Origin of the sequence: Micromonospora halotolerans, assembly GCF_032108445.1 — a bacterium.
Classification (GTDB): domain Bacteria; phylum Actinomycetota; class Actinomycetes; order Mycobacteriales; family Micromonosporaceae; genus Micromonospora; species Micromonospora halotolerans.
In genome coordinates this window covers 4,452,405-4,473,119 of sequence record NZ_CP134876.1, presented here as the reverse complement: position 1 = coordinate 4,473,119, position 20,715 = coordinate 4,452,405, and the positions used below count along the sequence as shown (strand labels likewise).

Annotated in this window: 19 protein-coding genes and 2 pseudogenes; 8 read left to right on the top strand and 13 right to left on the bottom strand. The window is 75.0% G+C overall.

The genetic code is table 11. The features are described 5' to 3' along the window. Positions 1-8: 8 nt before the first annotated feature. The gene (lgt, locus tag RMN56_RS21205) at positions 9-1,214 is read right to left on the bottom strand and encodes a prolipoprotein diacylglyceryl transferase (protein ID WP_313719260.1); all 1,206 of its coding nucleotides are present in this window, start codon (positions 1,212-1,214) and stop codon (positions 9-11) included. Positions 1,215-1,316: 102 nt separating this feature from the next. On the opposite strand from lgt, the gene RMN56_RS21200 reads away from it, so the two are divergent. Next, positions 1,317-1,844 (top strand): NUDIX hydrolase, encoded by a 528-nt coding sequence (locus RMN56_RS21200; protein WP_313719259.1) that lies wholly within the window; start codon positions 1,317-1,319, stop codon positions 1,842-1,844. Positions 1,845-1,941: 97 nt separating this feature from the next. Here the strand turns inward: RMN56_RS21200 and trpA are convergent, their stop codons facing one another. From trpA to trpC, 3 genes are read right to left on the bottom strand one after another with little or no spacing between them, the layout of a single operon-like run. Continuing rightward, entirely contained in the window at positions 1,942-2,745 is an 804-nt protein-coding gene (trpA, locus tag RMN56_RS21195) for a tryptophan synthase subunit alpha (RefSeq protein ID WP_313719257.1), read from the bottom strand. A 4-nt stretch (positions 2,746-2,749) separates the two neighbouring features. After that, positions 2,750-3,982, bottom strand: a complete 1,233-nt coding sequence (gene trpB / locus RMN56_RS21190; protein ID WP_313719255.1) for a tryptophan synthase subunit beta — start codon at positions 3,980-3,982, stop codon at positions 2,750-2,752. A 41-nt stretch (positions 3,983-4,023) separates the two neighbouring features. Further along, positions 4,024-4,827, bottom strand: a complete 804-nt coding sequence (gene trpC, locus RMN56_RS21185) for an indole-3-glycerol phosphate synthase TrpC (protein WP_262282596.1) — start codon at positions 4,825-4,827, stop codon at positions 4,024-4,026. A 490-nt stretch (positions 4,828-5,317) separates the two neighbouring features. On the opposite strand from trpC, the gene RMN56_RS21180 reads away from it, so the two are divergent. After that, positions 5,318-5,590 (top strand): hypothetical protein, encoded by a 273-nt coding sequence (locus tag RMN56_RS21180; protein ID WP_313719253.1) that lies wholly within the window; start codon positions 5,318-5,320, stop codon positions 5,588-5,590. 19 nt (positions 5,591-5,609) lie between these two features. Here RMN56_RS21180 and RMN56_RS21175 read toward each other — a convergent pair whose 3' ends face one another. The 6 genes and pseudogenes from RMN56_RS21175 to RMN56_RS21150 all read right to left on the bottom strand — a co-directional run bounded on the left by RMN56_RS21175 (position 5,610) and on the right by RMN56_RS21150 (position 10,642). After that, complete coding sequence (locus tag RMN56_RS21175) at positions 5,610-6,173, bottom strand: Trp biosynthesis-associated membrane protein (protein WP_313719251.1); 564 nt, start codon at positions 6,171-6,173, stop codon at positions 5,610-5,612. Then, on the bottom strand, positions 6,170-7,723 hold the full coding sequence (locus RMN56_RS21170; protein WP_313719250.1) for an anthranilate synthase component I: 1,554 nt from the start codon (positions 7,721-7,723) through the stop codon (positions 6,170-6,172). Before RMN56_RS21170 ends, RMN56_RS21175 begins: the two co-directional genes overlap by 4 nt. Then, entirely contained in the window at positions 7,720-8,154 is a 435-nt protein-coding gene (hisI, locus tag RMN56_RS21165; RefSeq protein WP_313724815.1) for a phosphoribosyl-AMP cyclohydrolase, read from the bottom strand. The genes RMN56_RS21170 and hisI overlap by 4 nt, the downstream gene beginning before the upstream one ends. A 186-nt stretch (positions 8,155-8,340) precedes the next feature. Continuing rightward, a pseudogene (locus RMN56_RS21160) lies at positions 8,341-9,039 on the bottom strand (phosphoribosyl-AMP cyclohydrolase); the annotation flags it as partial. Between the two features lie 212 nt (positions 9,040-9,251). Continuing rightward, positions 9,252-10,256 carry an aldo/keto reductase gene (locus tag RMN56_RS21155; RefSeq protein ID WP_313719249.1) on the bottom strand — a complete coding sequence of 335 codons (1,005 nt, stop codon included), beginning with the start codon at positions 10,254-10,256 and terminating at the stop codon, positions 9,252-9,254. Continuing rightward, positions 10,253-10,642 carry a MerR family transcriptional regulator gene (locus tag RMN56_RS21150; protein ID WP_154227799.1) on the bottom strand — a complete coding sequence of 130 codons (390 nt, stop codon included), beginning with the start codon at positions 10,640-10,642 and terminating at the stop codon, positions 10,253-10,255. Before RMN56_RS21150 ends, RMN56_RS21155 begins: the two co-directional genes overlap by 4 nt. Before the next feature lie 104 nt (positions 10,643-10,746). Here RMN56_RS21150 and RMN56_RS21145 point away from each other — a divergent pair, with 104 nt between their 5' ends. Genes RMN56_RS21145 through RMN56_RS21135 form a run of 3 tightly spaced genes read left to right on the top strand, consistent with a single transcriptional unit; the run spans position 10,747 to position 12,814 of the window. After that, positions 10,747-11,469 carry an ABC transporter ATP-binding protein gene (locus RMN56_RS21145; protein ID WP_313719248.1) on the top strand — a complete coding sequence of 241 codons (723 nt, stop codon included), beginning with the start codon at positions 10,747-10,749 and terminating at the stop codon, positions 11,467-11,469. Continuing rightward, positions 11,466-12,221: an ABC transporter permease gene (locus RMN56_RS21140; RefSeq protein ID WP_313719247.1), complete on the top strand. Its 756-nt coding sequence runs from the start codon at positions 11,466-11,468 to the stop codon at positions 12,219-12,221. Before RMN56_RS21145 ends, RMN56_RS21140 begins: the two co-directional genes overlap by 4 nt. Continuing rightward, positions 12,221-12,814 carry a TetR/AcrR family transcriptional regulator gene (locus tag RMN56_RS21135; RefSeq protein WP_313719246.1) on the top strand — a complete coding sequence of 198 codons (594 nt, stop codon included), beginning with the start codon at positions 12,221-12,223 and terminating at the stop codon, positions 12,812-12,814. The genes RMN56_RS21140 and RMN56_RS21135 overlap by 1 nt, the downstream gene beginning before the upstream one ends. Before the next feature lies 1 nt (position 12,815). On the opposite strand, the pseudogene RMN56_RS21130 reads toward RMN56_RS21135, so the two are convergent. The 3 genes and pseudogenes from RMN56_RS21130 to RMN56_RS21120 form a co-directional block, all read right to left on the bottom strand. Next, a pseudogene (locus RMN56_RS21130) lies at positions 12,816-13,100 on the bottom strand (DUF2470 domain-containing protein); the annotation flags it as partial. 11 nt (positions 13,101-13,111) lie between these two features. Beyond that, the gene (locus RMN56_RS21125) at positions 13,112-14,887 is read right to left on the bottom strand and encodes an ABC transporter ATP-binding protein (RefSeq protein ID WP_313719245.1); all 1,776 of its coding nucleotides are present in this window, start codon (positions 14,885-14,887) and stop codon (positions 13,112-13,114) included. Further along, positions 14,884-16,758 carry an ABC transporter ATP-binding protein gene (locus tag RMN56_RS21120; RefSeq protein ID WP_313719244.1) on the bottom strand — a complete coding sequence of 625 codons (1,875 nt, stop codon included), beginning with the start codon at positions 16,756-16,758 and terminating at the stop codon, positions 14,884-14,886. Before RMN56_RS21120 ends, RMN56_RS21125 begins: the two co-directional genes overlap by 4 nt. A gap of 217 nt (positions 16,759-16,975) precedes the next feature. Here RMN56_RS21120 and RMN56_RS21115 point away from each other — a divergent pair, with 217 nt between their 5' ends. From RMN56_RS21115 to RMN56_RS21105, 3 genes are all read left to right on the top strand, one after another. Continuing rightward, complete coding sequence (locus RMN56_RS21115; protein ID WP_313719243.1) at positions 16,976-17,605, top strand: TIGR03085 family metal-binding protein; 630 nt, start codon at positions 16,976-16,978, stop codon at positions 17,603-17,605. A gap of 128 nt (positions 17,606-17,733) precedes the next feature. Continuing rightward, positions 17,734-18,684: a terpene synthase family protein gene (locus tag RMN56_RS21110; RefSeq protein ID WP_313719242.1), complete on the top strand. Its 951-nt coding sequence runs from the start codon at positions 17,734-17,736 to the stop codon at positions 18,682-18,684. A 139-nt stretch (positions 18,685-18,823) separates the two neighbouring features. Further along, on the top strand, positions 18,824-20,650 hold the full coding sequence (locus tag RMN56_RS21105; protein ID WP_313719241.1) for an AMP-dependent synthetase/ligase: 1,827 nt from the start codon (positions 18,824-18,826) through the stop codon (positions 20,648-20,650). Positions 20,651-20,715: the final 65 nt, after the last annotated feature.

The window sequence follows — 20,715 nt, the reverse complement described above, 5'->3', positions numbered from 1 at the left end:
TCCCCCGCTCAGCTGTCCCGGTCGGCGGGGCGGGCGCCGCCGGCGCCGGCCCGGTCGTCGCCGGCCCGGTCCTCGTCGGTCCCGTCCTCGTCGGCCCGATCCTCGCCGGCCGGCTCGCGCTCGGTGCGCTCCGCGTCGGTGGCGGCTTCGTCGGCCTCGTCCCGGCCGGCCTCGTCGGCCGCCGCCGGTTCCTCGGCGGGGACCGCTCCGGTCTCCCGGTACGTCCGGAACTGCTCCTCGGTCACCACCCGGTAGCCCTCCGGCGCGACCGGCTGCGCCCCGGCCTCCCGCCCGGAGAGGTCGACCTGGGACACGTCGCCGCCGGCGGGCGGGACCGGGGTGGCCGGCGCGCCGACCGGGATCAGGTACTGGCGCGGCCCGCGCACCCGCAGGAAGTACACCAGCGCGCCGAGGAAGACCAGCGCCGCGGTCCACACGTTGAGCCGCAGGCCGAGGATGTGGTTGGCCTCGTCGGTGCGCATCAGCTCGATCCAGAACCGGCCCGCCGTGTAGCCCATCACGTAGAGCGCGAAGGCCCGGCCACGGCCCAGCCGCAGCTTCCGGTCGAGGACCACGACCAGCGCGGCGACGCCGATGTTCCAGAGCGCCTCGTAGAGGAAGGCCGGGTGGTAGAGCCCCGGCTGGAGGACCGGATTGCCGGCGTCGTCGCGCAGCGCGTGCCCCGGGTTGTCCGGGTCCATGACGTGGACCTCGAGACCCCAGGGCAGGCTCGTACGCCCGCCGTAGAGCTCGTTGTTGAACCAGTTGCCGAACCGGCCGATGGCCTGGGCCAGCGGCAGCCCCGGCGCCAGCGCGTCGGCGACCACGGCGAACGGGATGCCCAGCTGCCGGGCGGCGAACCAGGCGCCGACCGCGCCACCGGCCACCGCGCCCCAGATGCCGAGGCCGCCCTCCCAGATGGCGAACGCCTTGAGCGGCTGGCCGTCGGCGCCGAAGTATTTCTCGGGCGACGTGATCACGTGGTAGATCCGGGCGCCGATGATGCCCGCGGGCACCGCCCAGACCGCGATGTCGAGCACGGCGCCGGGGGCGACGCCGCGGCGGCGCAGCCGGTACTCGGTGACCACGCAGGCCACCACGATGCCGACGATGATGCAGAGCGCGTACGCCCGGATCGGAACCGGACCGAGCTGCCAGACGGCGGTGCTGGGGCTGGGCAGGGCCGCCAGTGGGGTCATCGGGGCGAGGGTCACGGGTGCACACGGTACCGGTGCGGACCGTGCTCGCGGCACCCCGGTGGCCCGGGTTCGCGGGTCGGATGACTTCTGGTTTGCGCGGCCGTAGGCTCTTTGTCCATGAGCGCGCTCACCTGGGCGGTCGCGGCGGTCGTCACCGACCCCTCCGGCCGGGTGCTGCTCTGCCGGCAGTCCGGCGGTGGCCGGCGCTGGGCGCTGCCCGGCGGGCGGCTGCGCCGCGACGAGAGCCCGCCCGCCGCCGCGCGACGCGAGATCCGCGCCGAGACCGGCTGGGAGGTCGAGCTGGTCGACCTGGTCGGCCTCTACCGGCTCGGCGACCCCGCCGCTCCCCCGCCCGCCGCCGGCCACTGCGGCGCCCTGCCCGACGTGCTGGTGCACGTGTTCCGGGCCCGGACGCTCGCCACCACGCCCGCCGGGGCACCGGCGGGCGGCTGCCATCTCGACTGGCACCCGCCGGAGGCGCTGCCCGAAGCGCTCACCCCGACCACCCGCGCCGCCGTCGCCGACGCCCTGGCCGGCCGCTCCGGCGTCCTCCGCGACACGCTGCCGGGCCAGGTCGGTCCGGGCGGTGAGGCGGGTGTCCCGCCCGAACAGCGGTCCGCGGGCGAGCTGGGCACGCGGCGCTGACACCCGCCCCGGGTGCCGCGCCGCACCACCGGGGGTGCAGACCGGCCGCGGACCGCCCCGGATGCCACGCCGACCCTGGGTGGGCCGGTGAGCGCCGTCAGCGGGCCGGGTTGCGGACGCCCTCGGCGAGTTCGGCGCTCAGGGCGCGCAGGGCGGTCAGGCCGGCCGCCTGGTCGGGGGCGTCGAGCACGCAGCGGACCAGGGCGCTGCCCACGATCACCGCGTCGGCGTACCCGGCGACGGTGGCGGCCTGGGCGCCGGTGCCCACACCCAGCCCGACGCCCACCGGCAGGTCGGTGACCTCGCGCAGCCGGGAGACCAGGACCGGGGCCGCCTCGGAGGTCTGCGACCGGGCACCGGTGACGCCCATGATGGCGGTGGCGTAGACGAAGCCGCGGCAGTGCCCGACGGTCATCTTCAGCCGGGCGTCGGTGGACGACGGGGAGACCAGGAACGTCCGGTCCAGGCCATGCGCCTCGGAGGCGGCCAGCCACTCGCCGGCCTCCTCGGGGATCAGGTCCGGCGTGATCAGGCCGGTGCCGCCGGCCGCGGCCAGGTCGCGGGCGAACGCGTCGACGCCGTACTGCTCGATCGGGTTCCAGTAGGTCATCGTGACCACCGACGCGCCGGTCGCGGCGACCGCCTCGACGGCGCGCAGGGTGTCGGCGGTGCGTACGCCGCCGGCCAGGGCGATGTCGCTGGCCTTCTGGATGACCGGGCCGTCCATCACCGGGTCGGAGTAGGGAATCTCCACCTCGATGACGTCGACACCGGCCTCGACCATGGCGGTCATCGCGGCGATGCTGCCCTCGACGGTGGGGAAGCCGGCCGGCATGCAGCCGACCAGCACGGCCCGCCCGTCGGCCCGGGCCTTGTCGAAGGCGACCCCGATCCGGCTCACGCTCTCACTCCTTGTCGAGGATGCCGAAGTATGCGCCGGCGGTGTGCACGTCCTTGTCGCCCCGGCCGGAGAGGTTGACCACGATGACCGGCTCCCGGCCCAGCTCGGCGGCGAGCTGCGGGGCGATCTTCCGGGCGCCGGCGAGCGCGTGCGAGCTCTCGATCGCCGGGATGATGCCCTCGGTGCGGCAGAGCAGCTGGAAGGCGGCCATGGCCTCGTCGTCGTCGACGGGCAGGTAGGTGGCCCGGCCGCTGTCGTGCAGCCAGGCGTGCTCCGGCCCGACGCCCGGGTAGTCCAGGCCGGCGGAGATCGAGTGCGACTCGATCGTCTGGCCGTCGGAGTTCTGCAGGACGTACGTCCGGGTGCCGTGCAGGACGCCGGCCGAGCCGCCGGTGATGCTCGCCGCGTGCCGGCCGGTCGCCACGCCCTCGCCGCCGGCCTCGAAGCCGAAGAGGCGTACGCCGGTGTCGGGCACGAAGGCGTGGAAGATGCCGAGCGCGTTGGAGCCGCCGCCCACGCAGGCCGCGACCGCGTCCGGCAGCGCGCCGGTGAGGTCGAGGCACTGCTGGCGGGCCTCGACGCCGATGCCGCGGACGAAGTCCCGGACCATCTCGGGGAACGGGTGCGGGCCGGCGGCGGTGCCGATCAGGTAGTGCGTGCTGTCGACGTTGGCGACCCAGTCGCGCATCGCCTCGTTCATCGCGTCCTTGAGCGTGCGCGAGCCGGTGGTGACCGGGACGACGGTCGCGCCGAGCATCCGCATCCGGGCCACGTTGAGCGCCTGCCGCTCGGTGTCCACCTCGCCCATGTAGACCACGCATTCGAGGTCGAACAGGGCGGCGGCGGTGGCGGTGGCCACGCCGTGCTGGCCGGCGCCGGTCTCCGCGATCACCCGCCGCTTGCCCATCCGCTTCGTGAGCAGCGCCTGGCCGAGCACGTTGCGGACCTTGTGCGCGCCGGTGTGGTTGAGGTCCTCCCGCTTGAGCAGGACCCGGGCGCCGATCTGGGCGGAGAGCCGCCGGGCCTCGTAGAGCAGCGAGGGGGTGCCGGCGTAGTCGCGCAGCAGGGCGTCGAACTCGGCGAGGAAGCTCTCGTCGGTCATCGCCTTCCGGTACGCCGCGTCCAGCTCGTCGAGCGCGGCGACCAGGGCCTCGGGGACGAATCGGCCACCGAACCGGCCGAAGTGACCGGCGGCGTCGGGAAGCTGGCCGGCCGGGGCCGCGGCGTCAGTGCTCATCGCGGGAGTCCTCTCGAGACGTCTCTGGGCCCGGCGCGGGGTCAGCGCACCGGGCGGGGCGTGGCCGGGTGGTTGCCGGCGTTCACCAGCTCGGCCACCGCCTCGCGGGGGCTCTTCTGGGTGACCAGGCCCTCGCCGACCAGGACCGCGTCGGCGCCGGCCGAGGCGTACCGGATGAGGTCGTGCGGGCCACGCACGCCGGACTCGGCGATCTTGACGACGTTGCTCGGCAGGCCGGGCGCGATCCGCTCGAACACCGAGCGGTCGACCTCAAGGGTACGCAGGTCACGGGCGTTGACCCCGATCACCTGCGCGCCGGCCTCCATGGCGCGGTCGGCCTCCTCCTCGTTGTGCACCTCGACGAGCGCGCACATGCCCAGCGACTCGATCCGCTCCAGCAGCCCGACCAGGACGTTCTGCTCCAGCGCGGCGACGATCAGCAGCACCAGGTCGGCGCCGTGCGCGCGGGCCTCGTGCACCTGGTAGCTGGAGACCACGAAGTCCTTGCGCAGCACCGGCACGTTCACCGCGGCGCGGACCGCGGCCAGGTCGTCCAGCGAACCGCCGAACCAGCGGCCCTCGGTGAGCACGCTGATCGCCCGGGCGCCACCGGCGGCGTAGTCGCCGGCCAGGTCGGCCGGGTCGGCGATCTCGGCCAGCCGCCCCTTGGACGGCGACGACCGCTTCACCTCGGCGATCACGGCCACGCCGGGCCGGCGCAGCGCCGCGTACGCGTCCAGCGGCGGCGGCGCGGCGGCGGCCAGCTCGCGGATCCGCTCCAGCGGAACCTGCTCCTGCCGCCGGGCCACGTCCTCGCGCACGCCGGCCAGGATCTCGTCGAGCACGCTTACGGACGCCGCCGGACCGGCCTCGTCCCCCTCCGCGTGCGCATGCTCAGCAGTCACCAACGGACTCCCCTCTCCGGGTGTCATGGGCCGATGCTAGGTGGCGCCACCGGGAAGCAAGTGCCCGGGGGTATGGCGCTCCTCACGAAACGGCCTGTGGCATGATGACCGACTTCGGGTGAACACGGTGTCACGCAGCGCCACGGCGCCCATCGACCGGCGTCACCCGGGCGCGTCCCGCGCCCCCGGCCGCCACATCGACCGTCGCCCATGACCTATCTCACCATGGCGGCCCGCCACGTGCAGGGCGGCGACGACCGTCGATGTTGTGAGCAAGCTCAAGGCCGAACGGCCCTCCCCAGGTCGGGCCGGTTGCCGCAGAGTTGACCTGCGTTTCACGGCGGCGAAACGTGAGCCCGACAGCATCTTCCTCGGGCAGACTCGATGAGGCGGCTGCCGACCGTCGCCAACGATCTCGTGCGGGGTGACCATGAGCGCCAACGGGCCGAACCAGAGCCTCGGATTCACGACCATCTCCCGGAACGTCGCGGCGCTCGCCGTCGGCGTGGTGCACACGCTCGAAGCCATGGCCGGCGACGGCCGGACGCGCACCGCCCGGGGCAACGCCTGGGAGGCGGTCTGCGCCGACCGGGCCCGGGCCGCCCAGCGCCGCGAACTGGAGCGCCTGGTGGCCGAGCTGGCCGCCGCCCGCGCGGCGGCCCGTGAGCGCCGGGACGCGCGCGACGCCCAGCCGGTGAGCTGACCCGGCGGGCGCCGGACGGTCAGCGGACCGTCGGGTCCTCGCCCCGGTCCAGCGCGTCCCAGGCGTCCCGGGTGCCCCGCTCGACCGCCGGCCGGTCCTCGCCGGCGGGCTCCGCCGGCCGCGCCGCCCGCCGCTCGTAGCGGGCGCCCATCGCGGGCCAGCCGCCCCCGCGCAGCGCCGTGAGCAGCCCGCCGGCCACCAGGACCAGCCCGCCCGCCAGCACCAGGGCCGGCCACTGCCGGCTCACCCCGGACTCGGTCAGCCCGTAGCCGCCCCCGGCCGCCACACCCAGCCCGAGCAGGGCCAGCAGGCCGCCCAGCAGCCGCCGGACCGGCCCCCGGGTGGCCAGCACCGCGCCGCCGCCGGCCAGCCCCACCAGGGCCAGCGCGGACACCCAGGGCAGCAGTTCCGCGCCGGTGCGGGTGTGCCGGCCGGGCGGCAGCGAGCCGCGCGCGGTCAGCTCGACCGACCACGTCCGGGTCACCGCCCAGAACGCCAGGCCCGCGCCGGCCAGGCAGAGCAGCACCGCGTACGTCAGCTCGCGCCGGCCCCGGGTGGCGGGCGCGCCGGTCGACGCGCTCATCGCGCGGCCCGCAGCGTCTCGGCGGCCGCGATCGCGGCGAGCACGGCGGCGGCCTTGTTGCGGGTCTCCTGGTCCTCGGCGGCCGGATCGGAATCGGCCACCACGCCCGCCCCGGCCTGCACGTAGGCCCGGCCCTCGCGGATCAGCGCGGTGCGGATGGCGATGGCCATGTCCAGGTCGCCGCCGAAGCCGAAGTAGCCGACGGTGCCGCCGTAGAGACCGCGCCGGGCCGGCTCCAGCTCCTCGATGATCTCCATGGCCCGGACCTTGGGCGCGCCGGAGAGGGTGCCGGCGGGGAAGCTCGCGGCGAGCGCGTCGAACGCCGTGCGGTCCTCGCGCAGCTCGCCGACGACCGTGGAGACGATGTGCATGACGTGGCTGTACCGCTCGATGGTGGCGAACTCCGGCACCTCGACCGTGCCCGGCCGGCAGACCCGCCCCAGGTCGTTGCGGCCCAGGTCGACCAGCATGACGTGCTCGGCGCGCTCCTTCGGGTCGGCGAGCAGCTCGGCGGCGAGCCGGGCGTCCGCCTCGGGCGAGCCGCCACGCGGCCGGGTGCCGGCGATCGGGTGCAGCAGCGCCCGGCGCCGCCCGTCCGCGCCGGTGCTCACCTTGAGGTGCGCCTCCGGCGAGGAGCCGACGATGTCGAAGCCGTCGAAACGCAGGAGGTACATGTACGGGCTGGGGTTGGTGGTGCGCAGCACCCGGTAGACGTCGAGCGGATCGGCGTGGGTGGGGCGCTCGAAGCGCTGGCTCAGCACGATCTGGAAGCACTCGCCGGCCCGGATCGCCTCCTTGGCCGCCTCCACCGCCTTCGGGTAGCCGCCCTCCGGCGTGCGGCTGACCACCTCGCCGACGCCGGGCCGGGCGACCGTCGAGATCATGGGCGGGATCGGTCGGGACAGCGCGGTGGTCATGGCGTCCAGCCGGCCCACCGCGTGGTGGTACGCGGCCGCCACCAGCGGCTCGCGGTCGGGCGCGTCGAGCGGGGGCAGCACCGCGTTGGCGACCAGGATCGCCGAGCCGTCGTAGTGGTCGAGCACCACGAGGTCGGTGGCCAGCATCATGCCCAGCTCGGGCACGTCGAGTTCGTCCTCGGTGAGCTCGGGCAGCCGCTCGAAGCGGCGGACCAGGTCGTACCCGAGGTAGCCGACCATGCCGCCGGTGAGCGGCGGCATGCCGCTGGACGGGTCCCAGGCCGGGCCGGCCAGCGCGGCGACGGTCTCCCGGAGCGCGGCCACCGGGTCGCCCCCGGCCGGCACCCCGGCGGGCGGCTCGCCGACCCAGACCGCCGCGCCGTCCCGCTCGGTCAGCGTGGCGCTGCTGCGCACGCCGATGAAGGAGTAGCGCGACCAGGCCATCCCGGCCGAGCCGACGCCCTGCTCGGCGGATTCCAGCAGGAACGTGCCCGGGCCGCCGGCCAGCTTGCGGTAGACGCCGACCGGGGTCTCCGCGTCGGCGAGCAGGCGCCGGGTGACCGGCACGACCCGCCAGCGGGCCGCCAGGTCGGCGAAGGCGGCCTGGTCCGGGCTGACCGTGCCGTCGGTCATGACGTCGCCTCCGGGGCGCTGACCGGCAGCTCGGTGAAGAAGCAGGTGCGGTGCCCGGTGTGGCAGGCCGCGCCGACCTGCTCGACGCTGACCAGCAGCGCGTCGCCGTCGCAGTCCACGGCGACCGAGCGGACGTACTGGTGGTGGCCGGAGGTGGCGCCCTTGACCCAGTACTCCTGGCGGCTGCGCGACCAGTAGGTGGCGCGGCCGGTGGTCAGGGTGCGGTGCAGCGCCTCGTCGTCCATCCAGGCGACCATCAGCACCTCACCCGAGTCGTGTGCGCGGACCACCGCGGTCACCAGGCCGTCGGGGGTGCGGCGCAGCCGGGCCGCGATGGCCGGGTCGAGCCGGGAGGGGCGGGCCGGGCCGGGGGCCGCGGCGGCGCCGGAGCTGGCGGGGGCGCCGGTCACGGGCGCGTCAGAGGCGGGCACGGTTGACCATTCTCCCGCACGGGGCGCCGGCACCGCCGACGTGTCCCGTTGGGCGGTCGCGGGGCGGTCCAGCGCCCGGGTGAGCTGGCCGAGGTAGCGCTCCAGCCGGCCGTCGACCAGGGCCGCGGCCAGGTCCGGGCCGCCGACCGCGGCGATCTCCCCGGCGTACGGGCGGACCAGCGGGACCGTCCCGGTGACCAGCCGGCCGGCGGCGGCCGCCACCTCGGCGGTGCCGCCGGGGCGCAGCCCGAGGCAGAGCAGCATGTCCTCGCGGTAGCCGGGCGGCGCGACCGGCAGGTCCAGCGCGGCGGCCAGGGCGGCCCGGCGGGACACCACCCGGATCGACGGGTTGGCCAGGCGCAGCACCGACGGGCAGAGCCGGGCCAGGTCGGCGGCGGCGAGCCGGACCCCCACCGGGTCGTCGGCCCAGCGGGCGCCGGCCACCTTGCCCAGGCTGGCGATCAGCTCCTCGAGGCGGGGCTCGTCGGCGGGCTGGCAGAGCACCGGCAGGTCGATCCGGCGCCGCCACTCCGGCGCCGCCCAGAGCAGCCGGGCCGGCGCGGCGACCGGCAGCCCGAACGCCCAGTCGGCGGGCCGGCCCAGCCGGTCCACCCAGGAGCGGACGTCCCGGGCGGCCACGGAGACGTGCACGAGCCGGCCGTCGAACTCGGCGAGGTACGCCCGGCGGGCGGCGTACGGAGTGGGGTTGACGGCCGGCCCCGCCGCCACCGTTTCCGTGCGGCGGGCGCCGGGGCGGGCCGGACCCGCCGTCCCGGTCTCCGGGCCGGCGGGTCCCGTCCGCTCGTCGTCGGCCGCGACCAGCACGTCGACGTCGACGTCGCTGTGCTCGGTGGCGGCCCGCCGGGCGTGGCTGCCACGCAGCATGATCCCGACGACGGGACGGTCGGCGGCCTGCCGGAGGCGGGCGGCCCAGTCGTCGAGGAATTCCGGCAACTCCAGCTCGGCGCGTGTGGCGCCGCGCTGCGACCTGGAGCCGCCACCGGTTACGGGCAACGGAGCGGGACCCACGGCGTCATGGTGCCGGACGCCCGATCTTGGCGCAATGACCGATGGCGGACCCGGTGTCCGCTGCGGGGCTAGTGCCCGACCGTTCGCATTCCTGCCGGCGTGTACCTTTCCCCGGCCACGGCGCCGGCCGGCACCGCCCCGCCCAGCCGGTCCCGCTGCTCCGGGGTGAGCCGCACGTCGGCCGCGGCGGCGTTCTCCTCCAGGTAGCGGACCCGCTTGGTGCCGGGGATCGGCAGGACGTCCTCGCCCTGCGCGAGCAGCCAGGCCAGCGCCGCCTGCGCGGGGGTGCAGCCCAGCTCGGCGGCCACCGCGCGGACCGCCTCGGCCAGCTTCAGGTTGGCGTCGAGGTTGCCGTCGGCGAACCGGGGCACGGTGCGCCGCCAGTCGTCCTCGGCGAGCTGCTCGCGGCTCGTGATGGCCCCGGTGAGCAGGCCCCGCCCGACCGGCGAGTACGCCACCAGGGACACGCCCAGCTCCCGGCAGGTCGCCAGCATCTCCCCCTCGACGTCCCGGGTGAACAGCGAGTACTCCATCTGGACCGCCGAGATCGGGTGCACGGCGTGCGCCGCCCGCAGGGTGGCCGGGCTGACCTCGGAGAGGCCGATCAGCCGCACCTTGCCGGCCTGGACGAGCTCAGCCAGCGCGCCGACGGTCTCCTCGATCGGGGTGTCCGGGTTGCGCCGGTGCAGGTAGTAGAGGTCGATGGTGTCGATGCCGAGCCGGGCCAGCGAGGCGTCGCACGCCTCCTTCGCCCACGCGGCGCTGCTGTCCACGTAGGCGCCCGGGCTGCCGGTGCCGCCGAAGTTGTCGCCGCTGGTCCGGTTGCCGAACTTGGTGGCCAGGAAGACCTCGTCCCGCCGCGCCCGGACCACCGGGCCGAGCAGCCGCTCGTTCGCCCCGAAGCCGTACATGTCGGCGGTGTCGAGGTGGTTGACCCCGAGGTCGAGGGCCCGGTGCAGGGTCCGGGTCGACTCGGCGTCGTCGGCGCCGCCGTACGCGAAGCTCATGCCCATGCAGCCCAGCCCGATGGCCGAGACCTCCGGGCCGGTGGCGCCCACCCGTCGCTTGATCATGCCAGTTCCTCCTCCGCCCGGCGGTACGCGTCGATCTTGTGGTCGAGGACCTTGAGGTCCTCCTCCAGCTCGGCCATCCGGGCCAGCACCCGGCTCCGGTGCGCCTCGAACAGGGCCCGCCGGGCGCCGAGCGTGCGGTCGCCCTGCCGGGCCAGTTCGGCGTAGCGCCGCATGTCCCGTACCGGCATCCCGGTGCGCCGCAGCCGGGTGAGCAGGAACAGCCAGTTGACGTCGGACTCGGTGTAGCGCCGGCGGCCGGCGGAGTCCCGGCCGACCGGGGCGACCAGGCCCTCCTGCTCGTACCAGCGCAGCGTGTAGGTGGTCAGGCCGACCCGTTCCGCCGCCTCACCGACGGTGAGGCTCATCTCCCGCGTGCTGATGTCCACGCACCCAGGCTTCCAGTTCGAGGGCACTCGAAGTCAACCTTGCGCCCGAGCGGATAACTCATCTAGCGTTGAGTTCAACGGTTGATGAGTTTTTGGAGGCGCGCATGGACGACGCGGTGTCGGTCCGTGACCTGGTGGTCGAGCGGGGCCAGCGGCGGGTGCTCCAGGGCATCTCCTGCGCGGTGCCCCGCGGCACGGTCACCGGGCTGCTCGGGCCGAGCGGCAGTGGCAAGACCACCCTGATGCGCGCGATCGTCGGGGTGCAGACGGTCGGCTCGGGCACGGTCACCGTGCTGGGCCGGCCCGCCGGGGCGGCCGAGCTGCGCCGCCGCGTCGGCTACCTGACCCAGGCGCCCAGCGTCTACGCCGACCTGACCGTCCGGGAGAACGCGCGCTACTTCGCCGCCCTCCACGGGCGGGACCACGCCCACGCCGACCAGACGGTCGCCGACGTCGGGCTGGCCGGCGCGGCCACCCAGCTGGTCGGCAACCTCTCCGGCGGCCAGCGCAGCCGCGCGTCGCTGGCCTGCGCCCTGGTCGGCGACCCCGAGCTGGTCATCCTCGACGAGCCCACCGTGGGTCAGGACCCGGTGCTCCGGGCCGACCTGTGGGCCCGGTTCCACGCCATGGCGGCCGCCGGCACCACGCTGCTGGTGTCCAGCCACGTCATGGACGAGGCCGGCCGGTGCGACCGACTGCTGCTCATCCGCGACGGCCGGCTGGTCGCCGACGACACCCCGGACGCGGTGCGCGCCGCCACCGGGGTGGACGACCTGGAAGAGGCGTTCCTCCGGTTGATCAAGGCGAGCGAGCAGGAGGCCTCGTGAACCCGCACATCCTGGCCGCCACCACCGGGCGGATCCTGCGCCAGCTCCGGCACGACCGGCGGACCGTGGCGCTGCTCGTCGTGGTCCCCGTCGTGCTGCTCACGCTGGTCTACTTCATGTACGTCGACCAGCCCACCCCGCCGGGGCGGCCCACGGTCTTCGACCGGGTGGCGCTGATCATGCTGGGCTTCTTCCCGTTCATCATCATGTTCCTGGTGACCAGCATCGCCATGCTGCGGGAGCGCACCACCGGCACGCTGGAACGGCTGCTCACCACCCCGCTGGCCAAGCTCGACCTGCTCTTCGGGTACGGCATCGCGTTCGGCCTGGCCGGCGTGGTCCAGGCCACCGTCGCCTCGGCCGTGGCGTACTGGGTGTTCGGCCTGACCACCGCCGGCAGCATCGGGCTCGTGATCATGATTGCGGCGATCAACGCCGTGCTCGCGGTCGCGCTCGGCCTGTTCTGCAGCGCCTTCGCCCGCACGGAGTTCCAGGCCGTGCAGTTCATGCCGGTGGTGGTCGCCCCCCAGCTGCTGCTCTGCGGGCTGTTCGTGCCGCGCGGCGAGATGGCCGGCTGGCTCCAGGCGATCAGCGACGTGCTGCCCCTGTCGTACGCCGTCGAGGCGCTCCAGGAGGTCGGCGCGCACGCCGACCCGACCGGGACGATGTGGCGGGATGTGGCGATCGTGGCCGGCGCGGCCGTGGCGGCGCTCGTGCTGGCCGCCGCGACGCTGCGGCGGCGCAGCGGGTGATGGCCCGGCGCACCGGCCGGCGGCCCGGCAACCCGGACACCCGGGAGGCCATCCTCGCGGCGGCCCGGGCGGCGTTCGCCGAGCGTGGCTTCGACGCCGCCTCCATCCGGTCGATCGCCGCCGCCGCGGGGGTGGACCCGGCGCTGGTGCACCACTACTTCGGCACCAAGGAGGAGCTGTTCCGGGCCACCGTGGCGATACCGGTCGACCCGGCGCAGCTGGTCCCGGCCGTGCTGGCCGGCGACCCGGACCGGGTGGGCGAGCGGCTGGTCCGCACGTTCCTGACCGTCTGGGACTCGCCCGTCGGCGGGGCCGCCGTGGCCCTGCTCCGCTCGGCGGTCAGCAGCGAGTGGACCGCCCGGCTGCTGCGCGAGTTCCTGGCCACCCAGGTGCTGCGGCGCGTCCTCGACCAGCTCGACGTCGACCCGGCGCAGCTGCCGCTGCGGGGCGCGCTGGTGGCGACGCAGGTCGCCGGCCTGGCCATGATGCGCTACGTGATCCGCCTCGAACCGGTCGCGTCCGCCGACCCGGAGACCCTGGTCGCCACGATCGGTCCGACCGTCCAGCGCTACCTCACGGGCGACCTGACCTGACTCAGGCGCGCTCGGCGGCGCGCGGGCAGAGCATCGGGTGCAGCAGCCGGGCCAGCTCGGCCGGGCCGGCGACCGGCTGGGCGAAGGCGAGCCGGGTGCGGCGGCGGGCGCCGGGCCGCCCGTGGGAGACCAGCAGCCCGTACCGGTCGATGCGGACCACCCGGGGCGGGCCGCCGGCCTCGGATCCGGTCAGGCCGAGCCGCCGCCGCAGGTAGGCGCCCACCTGGTCGCCGTGGTGGTCGGCGAGGTCGGCCAGCAGCCTCAGCGGGTCTGCTCCAGCCCTGGCGGACCTGAAGATCAGCGGGTCTGCTCCAGCCAGGAGGCGTAGAGCAGGGCGTAGACCGACTCCGGGTCCCGCACCAGCTCGTCGTGCGGGCCGCGCTGCACGATCCGCCCCCGGTCCACCACGATCACCTCGTCGGCGGCCTGGGCGGTGGACAGCCGGTGGGCGATGGCCAGCGTCGTCCGACCCCGGGTGACCGCGTCCAGGGTGCGCTGGAGGCGTACCTCGGTGGCCGGGTCGACGGCGCTGGTCGCCTCATCCAGCACGAGCAGGTCGGGATCGGCCACGTACGCCCGGGCCAGCGCGACGAGCTGCCGCTCCCCGACGCTCAGCGCCTCGCCGCGCTCGCCCACCGGGGTGTCCAGGCCGGCCGGCAGCCCGTCCAGCCAGTCGGCCAGGCCCAGCTCGGAGAAGGCGGCGGTGAGCTGCCCGTCGGTCAGCTCCGGGCGGGCGAAGCGGACGTTCTCCCCGACGGTGGCGTCGAAGAGGAAGCCGTCCTGCGGCACCATCACCACCCGCGAGCGCAGCGACTCGAAGCGCACCTCGCGCAGCGAGACGCCGGAGAGCAGCACCTCACCCTCGGTGGGGTCCATGAGCCGGGTGAGCAGCTTCGCGAAGGTCGTCTTGCCGCTGCCGGTCTCGCCGACCACGGCCACCCGGCTCTTCGCCGGGATCTCCAGCTTCACGTCGTGCAGCACGGGCGGCCCGCCCGGGTAGGCGAAGGTCACCCCGGCGAAGCGGATGTCCAGCGGGCCGTCCGGCAGCTCGCGGCCCTGCGCCCCCGGGTCGGCCACGTCCGGCGCGACGTCCAGGACGTCGAGCACCCGGCGCCAGCCCGCGATCGCGTTCTGCGCCTCGTTGAGCACCTCGGTGGCGATCTGCACGGGCTGGATGAAGAGCGTCACCAGGAACAGGAACGCGGTGAGCTGGCCGACGGACAGGGTGCGGTCGACGCCGAGGTTGACACCGACCACCACCACGCCCGCGAGGGCCAGGCCGGCGGCCAGCTCACCGACCGAGCTGCCCACGATGCTGATCCGGATGGCCCGCTGCTGCGCCTGGCGCTGCCCCTCGATGGCCGCGTCCAGCCGCCGGGCGGTGCGCCCGGAGATCCCGTACGCCCGGATCACCGGGGCGCCCACCACGCTCTCGCCGATGGTGCCGAGCAGGGCGCCCATCCGCTGGCGGACCAGCCCGTAGGCGCCCGCGAGCCGGCGCTGGAGCAGCCGGATCACCAGCACGGCCGGCGCGAACGCGAGGAGCACCACGAGGGTCAGCTGCCAGGAGTAGGCCAGCATGACGGCCGTGGTCACCACGAGCTGGCCCAGGTTGACGATCAGGATCACGCCGCCCCACTGGAGGAACTGGGTGATCTGGTCGACGTCGCTGGTGACCCGGGAGACCAGCGAGCCGCGCCGCTCGGACTGCTGGTGCAGCATGGACAGGTCGTGCACGTGCCGAAACGCCCGGGTGCGCACCCCGGCCAGCGCGGTCTCGCTGACCGTGAACAGCCGGCGCATCATCAGGTAGCCGCAGGTGGTGGTGACCACCAGCACGGCCGCGGTGATCACCACGGTCACCGTGACCACGTCCAGGTCGAGGCCGCCGACGATGCCGTGGTCGATGCCGCGCTGCACGGCCACCGGCACGGCGACCCGGCCGACCATGTAGATCAGGGCCAGCGCCAGGGTGCCGGCCAGCCCGGTCTTCAGCTCCGGCGAGAGCGCCAGCCCCCGCCGCAGCGTCCGCCAGGTCGACTCGGTCGCCTCGGCCTTCTGTTCCGCGCTCACCGGTCAACCTCGACTTCCAGGCCGGAGGTCAGCGGGGTGACCTCGTCGTACGTGCGGGTCTGCTCGCGTTCGTGCTCGGCCTGTTCGTAGGCGGTGACCAGGTCGGCGTAGCCGGGGACGGTGGCGAGCAGGTCGGTGTGCGTGCCCCGGGCCACCACCCGCCCGTGCTCCACGTAGATCACCTCGTCGGCGAGCGCGATGGTGGCCCGCCGGTAGGCGACCACCAGGATCGAGGCGGGCGCGCCGCCCTCCGCCGGGGCGCGCAGACCGGCCAGGATGGCGGCCTCCACCCGCGGGTCGACGGCGCTCGTGGCGTCGTCGAGCACCAGCAGGCGGGGCCGGCCGGCGATCGCCCGGGCCAGGGTGAGCCGCTGCCGCTGCCCGCCGGAGAGCGAGGTGCCCCGCTCGCCGACCATGGTGTCCAGCCCGTCGGGCAGCGCGGCCACGAAGCCGTCGGCCTCGGCCAGCCGCAGCGCCGCCCAGACCTCGTCGTCGCCGATGCCGGCGCGGTCCAGGGTGATGTTGGCCCGCACGGTGTCGTCGAAGACGAACGGCACCTGGGCGACGAGGGCCACCGTCGAGGCCAGCGAGGCGGCGGTCAGGTCCCGCACGTCGACGCCGTCGAGAGTGACCCGGCCGCTGCGCGGGTCGACCAGCCGCACGGCCAGCGAGGTGATGGTGGACTTGCCGGCGCCGGTCGGCCCGACCAGGGCCACCGTCTTCCCCGCCGGCACGGTGAAGGTCACCTCGCCGAGCACCTCGGTGCCGGGCAGGTGGGCCTCGGCCGGCTCGTACCCGAAGTGCACGTCGTGGAAGGCGAGGGTGGCCGGCGCCGGCGTGGCCGGGTCCAGCGTCACGTCGCCGTACGGCATCTCGCCGGTGGCGTCGAGGACCCGGCGGACCCGGTCCCAGCCGGCGACGCTGCGCGGCAGCTCGGCCAGCACCCAGCCGATGGCCCGGACCGGGAAGGCCAGCACGGTGAAGAGGAAGGCCACGCTGACCAGCTCGGTCACGGTGATCCCGCCCTGGCGGAACCGGACCGCGCCGACCACCAGCACGGCGAGCGTGCCCAGGCTGGGCAGCGTCTCCAGCATCGGGTCGAAGACACCGCGCAGCTTGCCGACGGAGATCAGCGCGTCCCGCAGCTCACCGGCCCGGGCGGCGAACCGGGCGGTCTCCTGGGCCTCCCGGCCCATCGTCTTGACCACCAGGGCGCCGTCGAAGCTCTCGTGCGCGATGCCGCTGACCTCGGCGCGCAGCCGCTGCGCGCGGGCCTGGCGGGGCGCCATCCGGCGGGAGTAGACCACGTTGAGCGCGAACAGCGCTGGGAAGACGGCGAGGCCGACCAGCGCGAGGGCCCAGTCGGTGAGGAACAGCGAGACCACCGCGCCGACGAGCATCACCAGGGTGCCGACGGCGAAGGGCAGCGGCGCGATCGGGTACCAGGCGGCCTCGACGTCGGAGTTGGCGTTGGACAGCAGGGTGCCGGTGGCGTTGCGGTGGTGCCAGGCCAGCGGCAGGTCGAGGTAGCGGCGGGTGACCCGGCGGCGGTAGGCGGCCTGGAGCCGGTACTGCATGTAGCCGGCGCCGAGCCGGCGGCCGAAGATGCCGACCACCCGCAGCACGCTGATCCCGAACAGCGCGGCGGCGGCGAGCGCCAGGGCGCCGCCGGTGACCGAGCCGCGGGCGACCGCCGGGACCACCACCTTGCCGACCACCGCGCCGACCACGTACGCGCTGGCGATCACCATGAGGCCGAAGAGCACGCTGCCGGCCACCGCGACCGCGAAGATGCGCGGCTGCTCCCGGATGGCCCGGCCGAGTACCCGTAGCCCTCTGCCGAGGACGTCCCGACTTGTCGCGCTCGCCACGCTCTCCCCCGCCGTAAGCCGCAGTTTTCTCCCTCATCCTTACCGGTCGGGGCCCGCTCCGCCGACCCGGCCCCGATATGTCGGCCGTCACTCGGTCCCGCCGGACCCCGCCGAGCAGGGCGGACGCCTCCCGCCCTGCGCCGTACGCCGGACGGGGGGACGCCGACGCCGGGCCGTGGCGGAAGCGCGAACCGGCCACCGGGCCTACGATCGGGCCATGCCGCGGTACGCCCGAACGGAGCGCGAGGCGCTCGCCGACCTGATGCTGGAGCTGGGACCGGACGCGCCGACGGTCAACGAGGGGTGGACCACCCGGGACCTGGCGGCCCACCTGCTGGTGCGGGAACGCCGGCCGGACGCGGCGGGCGGCATCCTGCTGCCGCCACTGCGCGGCTACGGCGAGGCGGTCCGCCGGCGGATGGCCGCCGGACCCTACCCGGAGCTGGTCGAACGGGTGCGCCGCCCGCCGCGGTGGAGCCCGCTGAGCAACCCGCTCACCGACGAGCTGGCCAACGGCATGGAGTTCTTCATCCACCACGAGGACGTGCGCCGGGCCCAGCCGGGCTGGCTCCCCCGCGACCTGCCGGCCCGGCAGCACGCCGCGCTCTGGAAGCGGGCCACCCTGCTGGCCCGGGTGGCGTTGCGGCGCTTCCCGGCGGACCTGCTGATCCAGGCGCCCGGCTACGGCGAGCGCGCCGTCGGCCGCGGCGGCGAGCGGCTGCGGGTGGTCGGCGCGCCGGGCGAGCTGGTGCTGTTCATCTCCGGCCGGCAGCGGGTGGCCCGAGTCCAGGTGGACGGCCCGACCGCACCGGCGGAGCGGTTGCGCGCAGCCAACCTGGGCTTCTGACGGAGCGCGCCGGGCCGGTCACCAGACCGCGTGGGAACGGCTCCGGCCCAGCGACGAAGGCCGATCCGCGCTGCCGTACGCTCCTGACCCGCCGCCCAACCCCGGGGCGGCGGGACAAGGGGAGACGGATGCGAGGCTTCGCGCTCTCGGCACTGCATGAACCCCCCTTCCCGGCGCGCCGACACGCCGCCGTCGAGCTGGTCGCCGGGGAGAGCGCGGGGTGGGTCGTCGACCTGGGCCTGATCGACACCCCGGCCGGGTTGCGCCGGCTGGCCGGCGCCCACCCGGTCGAGCTGGCCGGCCGGGCCTGCCCGGACGCGTCGGTCGCCGACCTGCGGCTGCTCGCCGACCTGATCAGCTGGCTGTTCGTGATGGACGACGCGTGCGACGAGGACGGCCTGGGCGCCAGCCCGACCCGGCTCGCGCCGACCGTGGCAGCCCTGCTGGAGGTGCTCGACCGGCACGGCGACCCGGTCGCGCCGGCCCCGGCCGGGGGCGGCCCGCTGGCCGTGGCGCTGGACGACCTGTGCCGGCGGGCCCGCGACCGGGGGCGGCCGGCGCTGCTGCTGCGCCTGGTCAGCCAGTTGCGCGAGTACCTGCTGGCCCTGCTCTGGGAGGCGGCCAACCGGGAGCACCACCGGGTGCCCGGGGTGGCCGAGTACGTGCAGATGCGCCGGCACACCGGTGGCGCCCGGCCCAGCTTCACGCTGACCGACCTGGCCCACCCGGACGTGCCCGGCCCGGACCGGCGGGCCGACCCGGCGCTGGCCGCCCTGGACGCGCTCGCCGCCGACCTGGTCTGCTGGTGCAACGACCTCTTCTCCTACGACAAGGAGCGGGCCACCGGCCCGGACGCGCACAACCTGGTCACCACGATGGCCTCCGAGGCCGGGCGGGGCGAGGAGGCGGCGCTGCGCGCGGCGGCCACCCGGTTCAACGAGAGCCTGGCGGCCTACGTGGAGCGGGACGCGGCGCTGGCCGCGACGGGCGACGAGGGGGTGCACGCCTTCCTCACCACCCGGCGGGACTGGATCCGGGCCACCTACGACTGGTCGCGCGCCGCCACCCGGTACGCCTGAGCCGGGTCCACCTCCCGGGACGGCGGTCGTCGCAGGCCACGGGGGCTAGCCGCTGCCCGGGTCCAGGCAATACTCTTCGGTAACCGCAGACTGGCGTGACCCCCGTCACGTCCCTCCACCCCTGAAGGCGGCTACAGCGATGGCTCTCGATGTACCGTACCGTTCCGTACCCGACATGTTCCTCAAGCGCGTGGCGGACTCCCCCGACCGCCACGCGTTCGCCCATCCCGCCCCGGACGACTCGGGCCCGGTCTGGCTGACGTGGGAGCAGGTCGGGCAGCGTGCCAAGGCGATCGCCGCCGGGTTGCACGGGCTCGGCGTCGGCCTGGAGGACCCGGTGGCGATCCTCGCCAACACGCGGCTGGAGTGGGTGCTCGCCGACTTCGGGATCATGTGTGCCGGCGGGGCCACCACCACGGTCTACCCGACCACCGAGCCGGAGGACGCGACATACATCGTCGCCGACTCCGGGTCGAAGGTGCTCTTCGCCGAGAACCCGACCCAGGCGGCGAAGATCGCCGGCACGGCGGTCCCGGCGCTGACCCACGTGGTGCTCTTCGACGGCGCGCCCGACCCGGCCGCCACCGTCCCGCAGCTCACGCTGGCCGAGCTGGAGGAACGGGGGGCCCGGGCGCTGGCCAACGAGCCCGACCTGATCGACATGCTGGTCGCCGGCATCGGGCCGGACCACCTGGCCACCCTGATCTACACCTCGGGCACCACGGGCCGGCCCAAGGGTGTGGAGCTGCTGCACGGCGGCTGGTGCTGGGAGGGCGTGGCGCAGGCCGAGCTGGGCCTGCTGCACGTCGACGACCTGCAGTACCTGTGGCTGCCGCTGTCCCACTCGTTCGGCAAGACGCTGCTCTGCGGCGCCACCCACGTCGGCCTGCCCACCTACGTGGACGGCCGGGTGGACAAGCTCGTCGACCTGCTCGGGGTGATCCGGCCGACGCTCATGTGCGGCGCGCCGCGGGTCTTCGAGAAGGTCTACAACAAGGCGGTCACCACGGCCCAGAGCGCCGGCGGCGCGAAGGCGAAGATCTTCGCCTGGGGCGTCGCCGTGGGCAAGGAGAAGGTCGCGCTGGAGCAGGCCGGCAAGCCGGTCCCGGCCGGGCTGAAGCTGAAGTACGCGCTGGCCGAGAAGCTGGTGTTCAGCAAGCTCCAGGCCCGGCTCGGCGGCCGGATGCGGGTGCTGGTCTCCGGCGCGGCGCCGCTCAGCAAGGAGATCGCCACCTTCTTCGCCGCGGCCAACCTGCCGATCTCCGAGGGGTACGGGCTCACCGAGACCAGCGCCGGCGCGTTCGTGAACCCGCCCGGCGGGCTGAAGATCGGCAGCGTGGGCCGGGCCATGGGCGACCTGGAGTGCCGGATCGACACCGACGGCGAGATCCTGATGCGGGGCAAGCCGGTCATGCGCGGCTACCACAACCTCCCCGAGGAGACCGCGGCCGCGTTCACCGAGGACGGCTTCTTCCGCACCGGCGACATCGGCACTCTCGACGACGACGGCTACCTGCGCATCACCGACCGGAAGAAGGACCTGGTCAAGACCTCGGGCGGCAAGTACGTCGCGCCGTCGCACATCGAGGGCATGTTCAAGGCCGTCTGCCCGTACACCTCGCAGGCCGTGGTGATCGGGCAGGCGCGCAACTACTGCACGATGCTCGTCACGCTCGACCCGGACGCGATCCAGGGCTGGGCGGCCGGCACGCCGCTGGAGGGCCGCGACTACACCGCGATCGTCACCTCGCCCGAGGCGCAGGCGATGGTCGAGGGTTACGTGGCCGAGCTGAACAGCAAGCTCAACCGCTGGGAGACGATCAAGAAGGTGACCATCCTCCCCCGGGACCTCACCATCGAGGACGGCGAGGTCACCCCGTCGCTGAAGATCAAGCGCCGGAGCGTGGAGACCAACTTCGCCGACGAGATCGACAAGATGTACGCGGGCAGCCTCGCCGAGCTGTAGCGGCCCCCCAGCGCCCGGCGGCCGTGCCCCTCCGTCCCGGGGCACGGCCGCCGCCGCGTCTCCGG